Source organism: Trichocoleus sp. DQ-A1 (assembly GCF_039961955.1).
In the GTDB taxonomy this organism is placed as follows: domain Bacteria; phylum Cyanobacteriota; class Cyanobacteriia; order Cyanobacteriales; family FACHB-T130; genus FACHB-T130.
Genome location: NZ_JAMPKE010000017.1, coordinates 20137 through 35821, shown reverse-complemented (window position 1 = coordinate 35821; position 15685 = coordinate 20137). Strand labels below are relative to the sequence as shown.

Here is a 15685-nt window from a genome sequence, read left to right as displayed (position 1 = left end):
AATACTAATTCAAATCATACAGACTCTTTTTGAGACTGCAATTTTAGTCCCAAAACTTGGGTGTAAGCTCCTCGCGCCTGAGTGACGCCGATCGTGCGTTCAGATGACTCAATCATAGGGCGTCGGAGACTCACAACAATAAACTGCGCCTGCATCGCTTGTTGTTTAATCATTCTAGCTAATCGCTCTACGTTTGCCCCATCCAAAAACATATCGACTTCATCAAAAGCATAGAATGGCGAGGGACGGTAGCGTTGCAGGGCAAAGATGAAACTCAGGGCGGTGAGGGATTTTTCGCCACCGGACATGGAAGCAAGCCGCTGTACGGGTTTGCCTTTGGGGTGGGCAACGAGGTTTAAACCTCCGACAAAAGGATCTTCAGAATCGTCGAGTTGTAAATAACCATCGCCATCGGAAAGTTCGGCAAATATTGACTGAAAGTTTTGATTGACTGCGTCGAAGGCTTCTTGGAAGGCGCGGCGTCGTAGGGTGGTGAAATTTTCAATTCGCAATAACAATTCGGTGCGTTCTGCTTCTAATGTTGCTAATTTCTGAGTGAGTTCCTCTAATCGGGTGGTGGTACGTTCGTATTCTTCTAACGCCAGCATATTGACGGGTTCCATTGCTTGCAGGCGTTTGGCGATCGCGCGCATTTCTTTTTGCAATTGTTCGAGTTGAGTGGTTAAGGAGTCAAAGGCGATCGCTTCCGTCTCAGTAGAACCCGGATTGACAAGCATGGGCACTTCTGGCAGCGGATCGGGTAATTCTGCCTGTTGTGCTTCTAGCTGCGGTTGTACGGTGGCTAAGGCTTCCCGGTGCTGTTGTTGGGTTTCTTGGAGTTTTTGCAGTTGCCATTCTAGCTGCTGTTGGGAAAGATGACGAGATCGCAATTCTTGTTCGGCGCGATCGCGTTGTTGTTTAATTTCCCCTAATTTCTCTTCTTGCTGTTTTAATCCGGCTTGGGTTTGGGCAATTTGCGTGCTAAGTTCTTCGGCTTTAGTGTTGAGGGCTGTTAGCTGATTTTGTTGTTCTACCTGTTGCGTGCGATATTCTTGCAAGCGCTGCTGACATTCTTGGATTTTTTCTTGCGATCGCTGTTGCTGATTTTCCAAATCTTTTAATCTTTGCTCAGCAGTACGAAGCGCTTTTTCCCGTTCTTGCAGCTGTTGTTCGCCGGTTTTAATCGTCGCCTGAATTTGTTGCCATTCGCTTGAAGTTTGAGATTGTTCTAATTCTGCTAAAGCTTGCCGCAATTGTTGCAGTTGCGCTTCCTGCGCGGGTAATTCGGCATTAAGCGAGGCTAAGCGAGACTCAGCTGTATGGAATTCTTGGGTATTTTTAGAAAGAAGCGATCGCGCTTGTTCTGTTTGTGCAATTAAGTTCTTAATTTCCTTTTGCAACTGTTGGCATTGCAGTTCTTGTTCCCGCCGCTTCGCCTTCGCCTCCGTCAATTCTTGACTCAGATGCTTGGTTTTTGCGGTCAAAGAACTGATAATCTCACCACAGCGATCTAAAATTCGCTCAATCTCTTGCAAGCGATTTCTCAACGCCGCTGCTTCTGCCGATTCTGCCGCGTCAGCCGTCCCAAAATGCAGCCCAGAACGTTGATTGCTACTGCCACCCGTCATCGCCCCGCTGCTTTCCAACAGTTCCCCATCGATGGTAACAATCCGGTGCTGCCCCAAGTGACGACGCGCATCATTGAGGTTTTCAAAGACAACGGTGCTGCCGAAGACGTAGGCGAAGATATCCCGATATCGCGCCTCACAATCAATCAAATTCACCGCATAGTCAATAAATCCATTCGCATAACTCAGGGCGACGGTTTGAGAAAATCGCGGTGGCTGAATTTTATTCAGGGGTAAGAAGGTGATCCGCCCTGCCCGTTTTTGTTTCAGCAGTTCGATTCCCGCCGCTGCCACGCCGTCATCTTCTACCACCAGATTTCCCAGACGCGCACCGGCTGCGGTTTCCAGTGCCAGCTGATAGCGGGGTTCAACGCGCCCTAGCTGGGCAACTAAGCCGCAGACACCGGGTAATCCTGATTGCAAAATCACTTTGGTGGCGAAGGTGCCTTGCGCTTCTTGCTCGGCTTGGGCTTGCGCTTCGAGTTTATCGAGTTGGCGCTGTTTGTCCCGTTGCTCTTGTAGCAGTCGCTTCTGAGTTTCTTGCTGGATTTGTAACTCGTGTTCGGCGGCTGCCAGAGATTTCGCTAAGGATTGGATTTCTTGGGCATAATCATTGAGTTGTATTTCAAAATCAGCTAATCGAGACTGTTTTGTGGTAGATTCTGGCTCAATTGTTTTTAAAAGCTGGTTTTGCTCCTCGATTTGCCGCCCCAAGTTGGCATAACGCTCTCTCAGTTGCGCTTGCTCGGTTCGTTGCGGTTCGACCGTTTGCAGTAAAGTTTCGATTTGGCGATTTAGGGCGGTTTGTTGCTGCACCCAAGCTTCCGAGGCGGCAGCGATCGCGCTGGCTTCTTCCCGTCTTTGCTCTAAAACTTGCTGCGCTTCATCCCGTGCGGCACGTAGAGACGCGATATCGTTGGTTTCGATAACTTGTTGTTCTTGAGCGAACTGTTGCAGCTTTTGCTGGTGTTGTTGAAGACTTCGCTCCTCGTGTTCTATATTCGCTGTCGTCGTCCCAAGTGCTGTTTCTAACTCGCGCTGCTGGCGTTGAGCCGCACGCCGTTCCGCTTCCTGAGTGGCAAGAACCGATTGCAAAGCCAGAAGTTCTTCTTCCCCCAGCGCTTTCACTTGGGTATTCAGTTGGTCGAGTTCTGCGGTTGCTTGCTGGATTTGAGCGTAGAGGGCAGTTAGTTGGGTGGTTAACTCAACACAAGTGCGATCGCCTGCTGCGATTTGCTCTTTGAGGCGTTGCTCTTGTTGTTGAAGACTGCGCCATTTTAGAACGACTTCCCACTGTTCTTTCTGCTGAAGTTCGGCGCGAAGTTTTTGGTATTTTTCAGCTTTAATGCGATCTTGAGATAAGCGATCGCGTTGGGCAACCAGTTCCGCCTCGACAATGCGACAGCTATCTTCCCGCTCTTTAACGGAATCTAGCGTGTTCTTCGCCTGCACGATTTTCCGGTCAAAGGTCGCCACTCCAGCCAATTCATCAATTATTTCCCGCCGTTCTCGCGGGTTCATCGAAATAATCCCGGTGACATCCCCTTGCAACACGACGTTGTAGCCTTCTGGATAAATCCGCAGGCGGTTCATTTGTTCGTGGAGTTCGGTGAGGTTGCAGGATGCACCGTTGATGTAGTAATTCGACGTGTACGTACCTTGCTGGGTGACTCGCAGTTTCCGCGTCACACTCCAGTCTGAGTTATCATTTCTCCCCCCCTTTTTAAGGGGTGGCAGGGGGGGATCGTCACTCACTTTTTCCAGGGTGGTATCGTCAGGATTTTCTCCTTGCCCATTGTGCGTCTCCTCTTCCTCATCTGAGAAAGCATCCGGTACATCAGACAAATCAAACGTCACCGTCACGCTAGTCTCCACCGTGCCGCGATGGGTTTGGTTGTGATTCACCAAATCCGGCAAGCGTTCCGCCCGCATTCCCTTAGAACTGGCAAGTCCCAGGCAAAACAGCAACGCATCAAGGATATTCGACTTCCCCGAACCATTAGGGCCAGAAACCACGGTAAACCCCGGCAGCAACGGAATTGAGGTGGTGCCACCGAAGGATTTGAAGTTACTGAGTTCCACTCGCTTGACATAGACCATAGGCGCTGGTCAATTAGGCTGTTCGGGTAGGTACAAGTGTATCAGTGTAATGATTCTCAATAGGTTAGCAGACGTGCTCAACTGATGACACCTTTACTCTTCAAGGATGTCTCTTGTGACCTCAATTAACTCGCTAATACTGATTTGCCTGCCAAGATGCGACTCCAGAACCTCGACGATTGCTGCTAACGTACTAAACTGAACACCGTTTAGCTCATTACGCACGGCGCTGCCGATTGTATTCTTGCTGACTCTACCTTGAGCAAGCTTCATCAATTGATACTGAGTTATTGCCTCACGCTCAAGAAACTCCTTTAGCCTCCATCGTACAGTTATCATTGATGTTCCAACTTCAATGCTCTTGCTTGTACCCAACATATTGGGTATACTGAGCCAGTAACCCAATGGATATGAGCATAATGGAAAGGCGTTTGCGAGTAGCATCGTTTTTTTCTGGTATTGGAGGCTTCGATCTCGGCTTTGAAATGGCAGGGATGGAAGTCGTCATGCAGTGCGAAATAGATCCATTTTGCAGAAAGGTGTTAAAAAAGCACTGGCTTGATGTTCCATTGTATGGTGATATTGCCGAGATCGAAAATGAGCAAATTCCCCATGCCGAGGTCTACGTCGCAGGATTTCCTTGCCAAGATTTGTCCTTAGCAAACCAAGGTAAAAGAAAGGGTTTAAAGGGAGAAAGAAGTGGACTGTTTCACGAATTTATCCGACTGGTTAAGCAACGACAACCTCGATGGATTGTCCTCGAAAATGTCCCAGGATTGCTCAATAGCAACTCTGGAAGAGATTTTGCAGTTGTCCTCCATGCCTTGGAAGGAAGCGGGTATGGCGTTTCGTGGAGAGTGTTTGACTCTAAATTTTTCGGAACACCCCAGAGACGTAGAAGAATCTTCCTTGTCGGAAGTCTTGGCTCAATCCGTTCCGCTCAGGTTCTTCTTGACGACAGACCATTTAAAATCTCTACTAGATCGAGCCAGTGCAAGGAACAAGCCATTACCACCAGCTCTAGAAAAAGCAATAAAAAATCAAGTATCTATTCTATCCAGCACGCCTCAGTTGGAAGAAAGCATACAGCGGGCCCGCAGTCAAAAGGATTCCGTAATGACGGAGAAACTTGGACTCTTGATTCAAGAGGCAGCTCAGATGTTGTCTGTAAGACGGATGACTCCTTCGGAGTACGAGAAACTTCAGGGATTCCCTTTGGATTGGACTCTCGTCGATTCCGAGTCTTAGGTAATGCTGTTACAGTTTATGTTGCCAAGTACATCGCCGAACGAATAGTTTATGTTGAAAAAGGGCATCAGCTTTTGAAAGAAAGCTCAAATCCTACTTTCAAACAATTAGCTCTCTTCTAAAGAGATCATGCTAGTCGTAAAGAGTTCATCATCTCTCACCCCATACTTAATTAGTCTCTCAACTAATTCTTGAAGGTCTAAATACAAAACATTATCTATATTAATATAAAAATTAATGGCTTCATCCTTTGTAATTTCATAAGGGATAAATGCACAATTCCATTCCCCACTCTTCTGGCGCTTCAGGGTTTCAATATCAGGTAATTTCCTGAGTAGGTGTAGATAGATAGTTTTACCCATTGCCGCTACAAATTTTTTATCGGAACTGACGCATATTCCTCCTTTTACGATTAACTGTTCTTGCAAGCGTCTCCAAGCATTAGCCGGAATTAAGCCTGGAGTGGTTACTCTACCAGTTTTTGTAACTCGTGCAGGAAAACTATCTAATCTTACGTCCTCTCCATTTTCCCATTTAGTTACATGGTCGGTAAGAATTCTTGTAGAACTTGTTTCCCCACCTCCCTGAATTTCAAGAATGCAGGCATCGCCATTTCTCTTGTCTCTCAAAATAAAGTCTGCCCTTTGCCTGAGTCTCGTTGTAACCTCATACCTATATTCAATATCTTGGGCTGCTATACCAGCCTCAAAAATGACTTGTGATATTTCAAATAAGCGCGAGCGCTGATATGAGGTTGGATTCTGCATATCTGTAGACAAAAGCCTATGCTCGCAAACAATCAACGGAACGCCGCCGCTACTTTCAACCACACACATCGGTTTTTGTTCAAGCTCTCGGTTAATTTTTTTACAAGTTTTACCAAGGTATGGACATAACTTCTCAGCTGATTGATACTCGGAAGCTGTTAAACCGTGAGTATTCATACCTAAAAATTCAATAATCTTTACAGCCATAAGCTTTCCTATGTCTATTCAATTATGAGCGATCGCATCTTTGGACCCCCACAATTTAGCGCGATCGCTCCCAGCTATGATGCTTGTATAGAATCACCAGCAACCAATAACAGCGTAAACTGAGATGACACCGACGCTCTTAAATAACCGCTATCGCATCATTCGGGCGTTGGGAACAGGTGGGTTTGGCGAAACCTTTTTGGCGGAAGACACCTATATGCCTTCCCGTCGTATTTGTGTCATCAAGCAACTGAAACCTGTAGCCAATAACCCCCAAGTTTATCAACTCGTTCAAGAGCGATTTCAGCGAGAAGCAGCTATCTTAGAGCAACTGGGTAACGGCAACGAACAAATTCCTCGGTTGCACGCTTATTTTGAGGAAAAAGGGCAGTTTTACTTAGTTCAGGAATGGATTGAAGGTTTTACCCTGAGTCAAAAATTGCAACAGCAGGGACTTCTCAGCGAAAAATTAGTCGAGGAAATGCTAGCAAGTCTCTTGCCAGTTTTGGATTATATCCACACCAAAGGGATTATCCACCGAGATATCAAACCGAGCAATATTATTCTGCGACAACAGGATGACAAGCCTGTTTTAATCGATTTTGGCATCGCCAAGGAAATCATTGATAGGACGGTAGACGCCCAAGGCGATATCAGTCAATCAATTGCTGTCGGGACGCTGGGTTATATGCCCCCAGAACAAGCAGCGGGTAAACCTGTCTACGCAAGCGATATTTATAGTCTAGGATTGACTGCGATTTATCTGCTGACAGGTAAACGTCCTCAAGACTTCCATATCAATCCTCAGACGGGCGAGATGATGTGGGATGCAGACGCCCTAGGATTCAGCCCGAATTTAGTAGAGGTTTTGGATAAGGCAGTGCGATGCCATTCGAGCGATCGCTATCCAGATGCCAAAACCATGCTATCAGCTTTGCAACCTCACGACCAAGCCTTGCCGCACGCCCAAAACCTTTCCATATCTGATGTAAATACGATTAACTTTGCAGAGATACCAACCTCACCCCTCCCATCTGTTAGACAAGAGAAATCAGAACCTAGGATTCCCCACAGCCGTCAGGAGTATCGCCATCGCCAGATATTGATCAATAAGGTCAAAAATTACTGGATAAAAGGCGTTCTTGAAACTTCTTTACATGGCAAAGCGCTGATAGAACTCGGCTTAGAAAAACGCTTGGATGCAATCGATAGACCTTGGGGGATTGTCTGGGAAACTGCTGACCAACCCAGACAAACTTTATCTAAAAATACTAGAGTCATCGACCTTTTTAATCAGATGGGAGAAGGGCGAACTTTGCTAATTTTAGGCGAACCGGGTGCGGGAAAAACCACAACGCTTCTAGAACTTGCCCGCGATCTCATTGATTTTGCCGAAAAAGATGTCAATCAGCCAATTTCAGTAGTATTTAATCTTTCTGCCTGGACGAATGCCAAAGAAAAAATTGCTGACTGGCTTATTCGGGAACTCAATACTAAATATCAAGTTTCTAAAGAAATTGGCAAGAATTGGATTAAGGAGCAACAACTACTACTGTTACTAGATGGCTTAGATGAAGTCAGTGCGGAACGGCGGGAGCATTGTGTTGAAGCAATTAATCAATTTAGTCAGGAATACGGGCAAACTGAAATTGTTGTTTGTAGCCGCCTCAAAGATTATGAATTGTTATCGAACCGTCTCCGATTTCAAGGCGCAGTTTTTATCCAACCGCTCACTTTAGAACAAATTTATCAATATCTAAAAAGTACGGGAACAGAACTAGCAGCACTCAACACCGCACTGCAAGCAGATACGACACTGCAAGAATTAGCAAAATCCCCGCTAATACTCAGTATTATGACCCTCGCTTACCAAGGAATGTCAATTACTGACTTACCCGGTCTAAATTTAGAAGAACGCCGCCAACATTTATTTGATAAATATATTCAAAGAATGTTTGAGCGCAGAAGTGGGAATACTCAGTATTCAAAAGAACAAGCAATTCACTGGCTCAGTTGGCTGGCACAAAGGTTAGTTGAAAAGTCACAAACGGTATTTTTAATTGAACGGATTCAGCCTAGTTGGTTGCCAACAAACGGGCAAAGAAGAATGTATGCTGTTACTCTGGGTTTGTTGATTGGACTGAGTGCAGCATTGGGGGCTGGTATAATTTCTGGGCACGCGGCGGGGCTGCAAATTGGATTAATTGTTGGACTCATTAGTGGACTATGTGGTTTTCTGGGTGCAGGGTTAATTTTTGGAGTGATTAGTAATCAAATCAACCCAGTCGAAACGCTGAAATGGTCAAGTGCAAAAGCAAAAGATAACCTGAAATCCGGGCTAGTTGTTGGGCTGATTGCTGGGCTAATTTTGGGGTTAAGTAGTGGGCTGGTTTCGGGATTAAGTAGTGGGCTAGGTTCGGGATTAGTGTTTAATCTCCAGTCAGGGTTAACTGATAGTTTGATTTCCGGGCTACGGGGCGGTTTGGGTGCGTGGCTAATTTTTATATTGATGCGTGGGTTGATGGGGCCAGGGATCGAAACCAGTACAGTTTCGAATCAAGGGATTTGGCAGTCAGCAAGAAATGCAACATTCTTTGCAATTGTAGGAATTCTGGGGTTAGAAATCATTGCTGGATTGATGGGAATTCCTCTCTTTTGGGGACTAATTATTGGGTTATTTTTCGGAATGTTTGCAGCGGGTGAAGCTTGCGTGAAACACTTTGCTTTACGAGTTATTCTTTATTGCAACGGTTACATACCTTGGAACTATGCGCGTTTTCTAGACTGGGCAACTGAGCGCATTTTGTTACAAAAAGTGGGCGGCGGTTATATTTTTGTTCACCGATTGTTGTTAGAGCATTTTGCTCATAAATCTAACACTCTTAAATAACTTGTACAACCGAGATCCCGGGCTTTTTAAAGAAGTCCGGGATCTGAACTGCTGGCGTTGTTTTTCGTTGTTAAAAGCTTAATTATAAAAGGATTAATTTTAAATCATTTATATCTTGACTTCGTAAATAGCGATCGCTTCGTCTTTCCCCTTCACCTTTACCGATTTATCTACTAATTCCAAGGAGAACGATTCGGGATAATACAAACTATTCATTACTGACTCTGTTACCAAAATATTACAGTTATATTGCTTCGTTAAACCCTCAAGGCGAGAAGCTAGATTCACTGAATCGCCAACCACTGTAGAGTCAATACGGGAAGTAAATCCCACGGTACCCATCACCACCTCACCGCGATGGATACCAATACCGACAGCGATCGCTGGTAAACCTTTTTGCATCCGCGCCTCATTGAACCGGGAAAGCGTCTGTTGCATCAAAATTGCCGCACGCACAGCGGAATCAGTTCCTTCATCATCGAACAATGCCATGATTGCATCGCCAATATATTTGTCAATAAAGCCACCACTCTCTTCAATCGGCAATCCCATGCATTCCAAGAAATCATTCAAAAACGAAAATGTTTGCTGTGGCGTCATTTGTTCTGCCATTGAGCTGTAGCCTCGGATATCGCAAAACAAAATCGTCATTGTTCGCGTCGCTGATACACCCACCTGAATGTTTTCAATTCCCTCTGGTGCAATAACTGCAAGAAATTTGTCCGGTACGAAATGTTCAAACGATTTCAAAGTTTTCTGTAACTTACTAAACGATGTCTGCAATGCGACTGACATCTCGTTAAAAGACTTTGCTAAAGCACCAATTTCATCAGACAAGTTAATTTCCGCACGATGATGCAAATCCCCAGCAGCAATTCTGGCAGCACTTACCTGCAAACGCTGCACTGGATCGCTCAACCGCTTTGCCAAAATATACGCATACACTAAACCAACGAAAAGTCCCACCGTACCCACCAGCAACGCCTGATTTACCGCATAGACAACAGCGCGGTTAATTTGTCGTAGCGACATCCCAATCCGCAACGTGCCGATTTTTTCACCAGATACCATTTGGACATCCGAACTTACCTCTATAATTCGTTCGCCACGCTTCGCGCGTATGCTCTCCAAAAACTTGATATCCCGCAAAGCAAATGTTTCTACAGCAGAAGACTTTTGCGATAAATCTAGGGCGGCATTCGTCACTTTTACTGGCACAATATCTGGAATGTACTGGTTTTGGAAATCGCTAGGAGACGACGCGAGGATCTGATTTTTTTTCCGAACATCAGAGACGATAATGTATAGGAAATCCTGATTTTCTTTCATCAGCAAATCCAGATCCACGCGGATTTGACTCCAGTTATCTTCCGAAAGTTCGTTCGCTAAGGCATAAGCTGATAGCTTGACTAAGGACTTTGCTTGACTCTTCTGCTGCTGGCGGTAGAGGTTACTCTCGGTCTCTGCCCAAACCCAAACGATTGAGCCAACTAGCGTGACTATCAACAGCGTTGTCGCAGTCATAATCTGGGTGCGGATTGAGTGGAAAGCAAACACTTTCATGGTGCTTCAGCGCTCGTGATTCTCATTTTTATTACATCCCACTAGCGTCATCTAGCATCCGGTTTAAGTTTTAAAATTGGTAGGTCAGTTTGAGACACTGATATTCTTGGTGTCTGATGACTGTTAATAAGTTATTCTTTCTAGACTCAAGTAGGTTCGCTCTCTAAGTTAGTCTTCTTTTTGGGTTTATTCAACTCTTTGCACTTAGCTTGAGCCTCGTTATATGCCTCCGAATAGTTTTTCCCACCCATCATCACATTGCCGTAATACTCATGCGGTAAAGCATCATAAACAGGTAGTGCGTCATCTTCTGGATAATCTTCCTGAGCTTCTTCTACCGCTGCAATCAGTTTTTTTATGGTTAAACGTTGTGCCGGAAAGTAGTAGAGTTCTTGAGGATTTTTATTGAAATGTGGCAGAGTTGGATCGACAATACAATTATCCAGCTCCAGCCAACCATGCTCAATTGGTTTGTATGGCTGGTCATCCCAAACTAAAAAACCTTGAACATACATACACCCTTCAGTTAACAAGGCTGCTTTATAGGCATTATCAAAAGGAGTTTTCGCTTTGCTTTTAATGCGTTTAGACAGTTCTGTTGAAAGAGTTTCATCTAATGGTTTGCTCATATAAAATCCTTAAAAACAGTTGATATCTTCTGGAAATTTGGTTGTGATAGTTGTGTATTAATTTCTATCAAAAATTGGACAAAATTTCAACCACGAATGTCACCCATCTCTGTTTGCTCAAAGAGAAAGATTTCTCTTCCCTATTTTGACACTTAGAACCAAAAGCGAGTGTCAATGGGCCACCCATTTTTGCGGGGATAGATTCTTGGTTATCGCCCGATCTAGTTGCCAGCAAAATGTCGCAGTCGCGCAGGTCGGCGGCTGCCAAGCGGACTGGATTAGAGGGGTCACGGGAAATGGGTGCCTTCCCTTGAACCACAATTTCGCCATTAACGGGCAACTGAACACCCGCGAAGGCTAAAACATCGCGCACGCGCACTCCGTGAAGTTTGACTTTGCCAGTAGGCCAGCCCATTCTATACCCAACATTGTCCGAAATTGTGACTTGGGGCAGTTTGTCAAGAGTCGCTAAATCTAGTTCGCGCTTTCCTACACGTAATCTTACGGGTTCAGTACCAATTATCATGTGGCTAACGTAAAATGCCCAAGATAATTCGTTATACTTCTGTTTCAATTCTGGGTATCGTCTATACGGAAATATTAAATAAATTGGGCCGCCTTGAGCGCGAGGAATTGGTTTGCCATTTCTGGCGATCGCTAATGTAATCGGGTAGGCAAGCAAATCCTTGACGGCAATTGTCACTTGGTAGCCATCAAAGCAGACAAAGGTAACATCCCTGACATCGGAGGCGATCGCTAACTGTTTTAAGAGGCTAGAGACACGAATACCGTGAAAGTCAAAAATCTCTTTTGGGTTGAGTACAAAATTCGGATCTGTGGTTTTTACACGCTCGGTTGCCAATGCTTGTAGCTGTTGCCAATTCAATTGCACAGATTCCCTCTGAGCAATTTGCCCCCCAATCTCTAGATTCCATTCAGTTTCCTGTGGCTCTTGGGAATTGGCTTTTACCTTCTGGGCATTGAGAGCGATCGCTTCCGTTCGCCATGTTTCCAGTTGCTTGTCTGTTAGCTGATCTGTACAAGCTCCACAAAAGATACTCGCGATCGCTAGCGGCACTAAAGCCAAATTTTTCCCTAGGTTTGGATTCAACCGCATTTAAAAGAATACTTCTTTCGATATTTGGCTGATTAGCGATCGCTCTTACAAGTGCAGCGACTTAATTCTTTTTAACACAGTTAGATCCCTTCATCCGGGAAAATACTAGGTCGGGAAAATATCTAAAACTTATCCGGGGGTTCTCACTCTTAGTGAAATATATACACTCGGAACCTCACCCCAGCCCCTCGACCTCCACGGAGAGGGGAGAATATTGATGGGAGGGAGTATTGAACCTTAGGATGCGGTATGACCGGAAGCATCACCTCCAACCCCTACCTGCTCTTTAGGGAGGCGAAAAAATAGCACCCCATATCACCCAAGGAAATAGCCCCCTCTCCGCCTGCGGAGAAGGGTTGAGAGTGAGGTTCCCTCTACTTAAAACTGCCGCAAAAAGCGCAAATCGCTGCTGTACATCCGGCGCACATCATCAATTTGATGCAGTACCATCGCAAAGCGCTCAGCACCAAAGCCAGCAGCAAAGCCAGTATAAACTTCTGGGTCGTAACCTACTTTCTTGAGAACATTGGGATCGACCATCCCGCAGCCCATCACTTCTAGCCATCTCCCTTGCCACTGCACATCCACTTCCGCAGAAGGCTCAGTGAAGGGGAAATAACTCGTCCGGAAGCGAATTGGCAACTCTGCGCCGAACATCTCCTCCAAAAACACTTTAATCGTGCCCTTGAGGTCAGTGAAAGTCAGTCCTTCATCTACTGCCAAAATTTCGATCTGATGGAAGACTGCCGAATGGGTCGCATCGACGGTATCCCGACGGTAACAGCGTCCGGGTGCAACAATCCGAATCGGCGGCTCATTTTCTTCCATGTAGCGAATCTGCACCGAAGAAGTATGAGTCCGCAGCAGATTACCATCCGGCAGGTAGAAAGTATCCTGCATATCGCGGGCGGGGTGGTCGGCGGGAGTGTTCAGCGCCTCGAAGTTGTAGTAGTCTGTCTCCATTTCCGGGCCGTTGGCGACCGTGTAGCCGAGTCCGACGAAGATATCTACAACCCGGTCGATCGTGCTGTTGAGGGGGTGCTTGCGACCGAGGGGACGATAAACTCCCGGCATCGTGACATCCAGGGTTTCTGACTCCAGCTTTGCTTGGATCTGTGCTTCCTGTAAGTTTGTCCGCTTGCGATCCAAGTCTTGTTGTAGCGCTTCTTTAACTTCGTTTGCTAAAGCGCCAATGCGGGGGCGATCGCTTGCGTCTAATTTGCCTAAACCCCCTAGTACCTTCGAGAGCTGCCCTTTCTTGCCCAGATAGCCAACTCTGAGTTCCTCTAGGCGTTCCAGGGTATCGGCGGCAGCGATCGCTTGAGTTGCTTCCTGTTTGAGCGCGGCTAATTGAGCCTCAAGCTCGTTGAGCATCGTGGTCATTTTAGAGAGGGTCATTTCTAGTGGCAGTAAGCTTGAGTTTAGCGCGATTTTGACTCATCCATCTGCTACAAGCTGCTACAGGCTGCGATGCAAATTCATCCACAATAGAGTGAACTCCTTGATACACCCCCTTGATTGAATTGATGAAATTGCTAATCAGCAACGATGATGGCATCTTCGCTCTGGGCATCCGCTCCCTCGCTAATGCTCTTGCAGAAGCCGGTCACGATGTCACCGTAGTTTGTCCCGACCGAGAACGGTCCGCCACTGGTCACGGTCTTACCCTCCACGACCCCATTCGCGCCGAAGTCGTTGACTCGATTTTTCATCCCACAGTTAAAGCTTGGTCTTGTTCGGGAACCCCCTCCGACTGCGTGAAACTGGCACTGGGTGCTTTGCTCGATGCCCCCCCGGACTTTGTCCTTTCTGGTATTAACCACGGCTCCAATCTCGGCACCGACATTCTTTACTCTGGTACAGTTTCAGCAGCAATGGAAGGCGTAATTGAAGGAATTCCCAGCATTGCTTTTAGCCTGACCAGTTACACTTTAAGGGAATTTCAACCCGCTGCCCGGTTTGCCACAATTCTGCTTTCTCACTTATCGAAGCAACCGCTACCAGAGGCAATGTTACTCAACGTCAATGTGCCGCCTGTGAAGTGGGAAGAGATTGCTGGTGTTGCTCTGACTCGCCAAGGAATTCGTCGCTATTTTGATATCTTTCAAAAGCGAGTAGATCCTCGTGGCAAAACTTATTATTGGTTAGCAGGTGAGGCTATAGAAGAGGTAGAACAACCAGAAAATCCTCTGTTACCAAGTCACATAGAAACAGATGTTCAGGCGATTCGCAAAAATTACATCACCGTGACACCTTTGCAATACAACCTGACCTATGCCGCTGGGATAAATAGCTTGCAAGAGTGGGAGTTAAATTTCCATTTATAGCAATTCTCTAGCACGGTTTAATCCCTTCCCGGCTCCTCTCCGTTCACGCAAATGGGTTCAATATTCCCCTCTCCGCGAACGGAGAGGGGTTAGGGGTGAGGTTCCGAGTGTATATATGAAGATTAAGAAATCCTCATTCTTCAACAAAAAGCGAATTATGGCTGCACTACATTTTTTCGCTTTAACGCTCTAGCAGCACTAGCAGCAACTAATGCTAAAGCCACTGCTGTACCAGGCTCAGGCACTGGTTTTGGTGGCTTGGGCTTGGGCTTGCCAGCTAGCTCGTAACTTCCATTCTGAGTTTGAAACTTGATGGGAAAAGAATCTAAAGTAGCAGCGTAATTTACGCCGAAATTTCCGGTAATGTTGACCTTAATCGTATCAGACTTACCGCCTGATTGCAGACCATCTTTAACATCGCCACCATTGCAACCATTTGCTGCGTAGATGCAAACATCAATGTCTTTAAAGCCCCCAGGAAACTGCTGATTACTAGAATTATCAGGCGGCTTACCAGACTTACCAGATTTATTGGGCTTAACAGTTTGAACCTCAGCCTTTTGAACCTCAGCATTGTCAAAAATGCTTCCTGGTTTAATCAATGACACAGAAGTCGCATCAGGAGTTACGCTAAACCCAGTACTGAGTATCGCTGCCTGAAAATTAGCAGATGTTGTATTAGTAATTTTGACTTCCAAAGATAGCAGATTTTGCGTGAAGTCAAGCACCTTAAAGATACCTGTAGCGCTTAAATCTACCGGAGTGCTTTTACCATCCGTGTTTTTAGTACCGCTGGCGAGGAACCAGTCAACTAAAAAGGAATTACCAATGTCATTTTTAGTAATACCAACATCGTACAGTTGTTGACCGGCTGGATTCCCCGCTGTACTATCGGCTCCTGTCTTTGTAGTGATTGTGAAGGCGCTGGCAGGAGAGAAGGTAGAAGATGCGGTGGCAATTCCTGCGGCAACTACAACCGAAGCGAAAATCGAAACAGAACGGCTACCAACAGCAGATAAAACAGGTAATCCGATATTTAGTTTTGAGAGGATTTTTGCCATTATATTGACTTCCTGTATTTTTGCCTGATTTATCTAACTAGCCGTAGACATTTTTATGGTGTGTAAATATATGTGTAAGTGATTTCGGTAGATAGTGTCTAGAGTACGGTAGTGGTTTTTACTGACTCTTTAAGAATATAGGGGCTTG

11 protein-coding genes are annotated in these 15685 nt (G+C 45.8%); 3 read left to right on the top strand and 8 right to left on the bottom strand.

Going from position 1 to position 15685, the window contains the following annotated elements; all coding sequences use genetic code 11:
- Positions 1 to 14: 14 nt before the first annotated feature.
- Together smc and NDI33_RS16880 are read right to left on the bottom strand one after the other, a co-directional pair.
- A complete protein-coding gene (gene smc / locus NDI33_RS16885) occupies positions 15 to 3728 on the bottom strand; it encodes a chromosome segregation protein SMC (protein ID WP_190678647.1) in 3714 nt (1237 codons plus the stop codon).
- A 93-nt stretch (positions 3729 to 3821) separates the two neighbouring features.
- Positions 3822 to 4067: a hypothetical protein gene (locus NDI33_RS16880; protein ID WP_190678645.1), complete on the bottom strand. Its 246-nt coding sequence runs from the start codon at positions 4065 to 4067 to the stop codon at positions 3822 to 3824.
- Between the two features lie 65 nt (positions 4068 to 4132).
- Here NDI33_RS16880 and dcm point away from each other — a divergent pair, with 65 nt between their 5' ends.
- Positions 4133 to 5098, top strand: a complete 966-nt coding sequence (gene dcm / locus NDI33_RS16875; RefSeq protein ID WP_190678644.1) for a DNA (cytosine-5-)-methyltransferase — start codon at positions 4133 to 4135, stop codon at positions 5096 to 5098.
- On the opposite strand, the gene NDI33_RS16870 is transcribed toward dcm, so the two are convergent.
- On the bottom strand, positions 5084 to 5950 hold the full coding sequence (locus tag NDI33_RS16870; RefSeq protein ID WP_190678642.1) for a hypothetical protein: 867 nt from the start codon (positions 5948 to 5950) through the stop codon (positions 5084 to 5086). The genes dcm and NDI33_RS16870 overlap by 15 nt on opposite strands.
- Positions 5951 to 6074: 124 nt before the next feature.
- Between NDI33_RS16870 and NDI33_RS16865 the strand changes: the two genes are divergently transcribed.
- Positions 6075 to 8840 (top strand): protein kinase, encoded by a 2766-nt coding sequence (locus NDI33_RS16865; protein WP_190678640.1) that lies wholly within the window; start codon positions 6075 to 6077, stop codon positions 8838 to 8840.
- 108 nt (positions 8841 to 8948) lie between these two features.
- Here the strand turns inward: NDI33_RS16865 and NDI33_RS16860 are convergent, their stop codons facing one another.
- The 4 genes from NDI33_RS16860 to pheS form a co-directional block, all read right to left on the bottom strand.
- Complete coding sequence (locus tag NDI33_RS16860) at positions 8949 to 10403, bottom strand: adenylate/guanylate cyclase domain-containing protein (protein WP_190678638.1); 1455 nt, start codon at positions 10401 to 10403, stop codon at positions 8949 to 8951.
- A gap of 146 nt (positions 10404 to 10549) precedes the next feature.
- Positions 10550 to 11032, bottom strand: a complete 483-nt coding sequence (locus NDI33_RS16855; protein ID WP_190415806.1) for a hypothetical protein — start codon at positions 11030 to 11032, stop codon at positions 10550 to 10552.
- 67 nt (positions 11033 to 11099) lie between these two features.
- Positions 11100 to 12149 (bottom strand): molybdopterin-dependent oxidoreductase, encoded by a 1050-nt coding sequence (locus NDI33_RS16850; RefSeq protein WP_190678636.1) that lies wholly within the window; start codon positions 12147 to 12149, stop codon positions 11100 to 11102.
- A gap of 378 nt (positions 12150 to 12527) precedes the next feature.
- Positions 12528 to 13523 (bottom strand): phenylalanine--tRNA ligase subunit alpha, encoded by a 996-nt coding sequence (pheS, locus tag NDI33_RS16845; protein WP_190415893.1) that lies wholly within the window; start codon positions 13521 to 13523, stop codon positions 12528 to 12530.
- Between the two features lie 152 nt (positions 13524 to 13675).
- Between pheS and surE the strand changes: the two genes are divergently transcribed.
- The gene (gene surE, locus NDI33_RS16840) at positions 13676 to 14476 is read left to right on the top strand and encodes a 5'/3'-nucleotidase SurE (RefSeq protein ID WP_190678634.1); all 801 of its coding nucleotides are present in this window, start codon (positions 13676 to 13678) and stop codon (positions 14474 to 14476) included.
- A 155-nt stretch (positions 14477 to 14631) separates the two neighbouring features.
- On the opposite strand, the gene NDI33_RS16835 is transcribed toward surE, so the two are convergent.
- Positions 14632 to 15537, bottom strand: coding sequence for a cistern family PEP-CTERM protein (locus NDI33_RS16835; RefSeq protein WP_190678632.1), 906 nt, complete (start codon positions 15535 to 15537; stop codon positions 14632 to 14634).
- Positions 15538 to 15685: the final 148 nt, after the last annotated feature.

Coding starts and splice junctions, on each gene's coding strand:
- NDI33_RS16860 (WP_190678638.1), bottom strand. CDS start 10,403: ATGAAAGTGTTTGCTTTCCACTCAATCCGCACCCAGATTATGACTGCG.
- pheS (WP_190415893.1), bottom strand. CDS start 13,523: ATGCTCAACGAGCTTGAGGCTCAATTAGCCGCGCTCAAACAGGAAGCA.
- dcm (WP_190678644.1), top strand. CDS start 4,133: ATGGATATGAGCATAATGGAAAGGCGTTTGCGAGTAGCATCGTTTTTT.
- NDI33_RS16880 (WP_190678645.1), bottom strand. CDS start 4,067: ATGATAACTGTACGATGGAGGCTAAAGGAGTTTCTTGAGCGTGAGGCA.
- NDI33_RS16835 (WP_190678632.1), bottom strand. CDS start 15,537: ATGGCAAAAATCCTCTCAAAACTAAATATCGGATTACCTGTTTTATCT.
- surE (WP_190678634.1), top strand. CDS start 13,676: ATGAAATTGCTAATCAGCAACGATGATGGCATCTTCGCTCTGGGCATC.
- NDI33_RS16870 (WP_190678642.1), bottom strand. CDS start 5,950: ATGGCTGTAAAGATTATTGAATTTTTAGGTATGAATACTCACGGTTTA.
- NDI33_RS16855 (WP_190415806.1), bottom strand. CDS start 11,032: ATGAGCAAACCATTAGATGAAACTCTTTCAACAGAACTGTCTAAACGC.
- smc (WP_190678647.1), bottom strand. CDS start 3,728: ATGGTCTATGTCAAGCGAGTGGAACTCAGTAACTTCAAATCCTTCGGT.
- NDI33_RS16850 (WP_190678636.1), bottom strand. CDS start 12,149: ATGCGGTTGAATCCAAACCTAGGGAAAAATTTGGCTTTAGTGCCGCTA.
- NDI33_RS16865 (WP_190678640.1), top strand. CDS start 6,075: ATGACACCGACGCTCTTAAATAACCGCTATCGCATCATTCGGGCGTTG.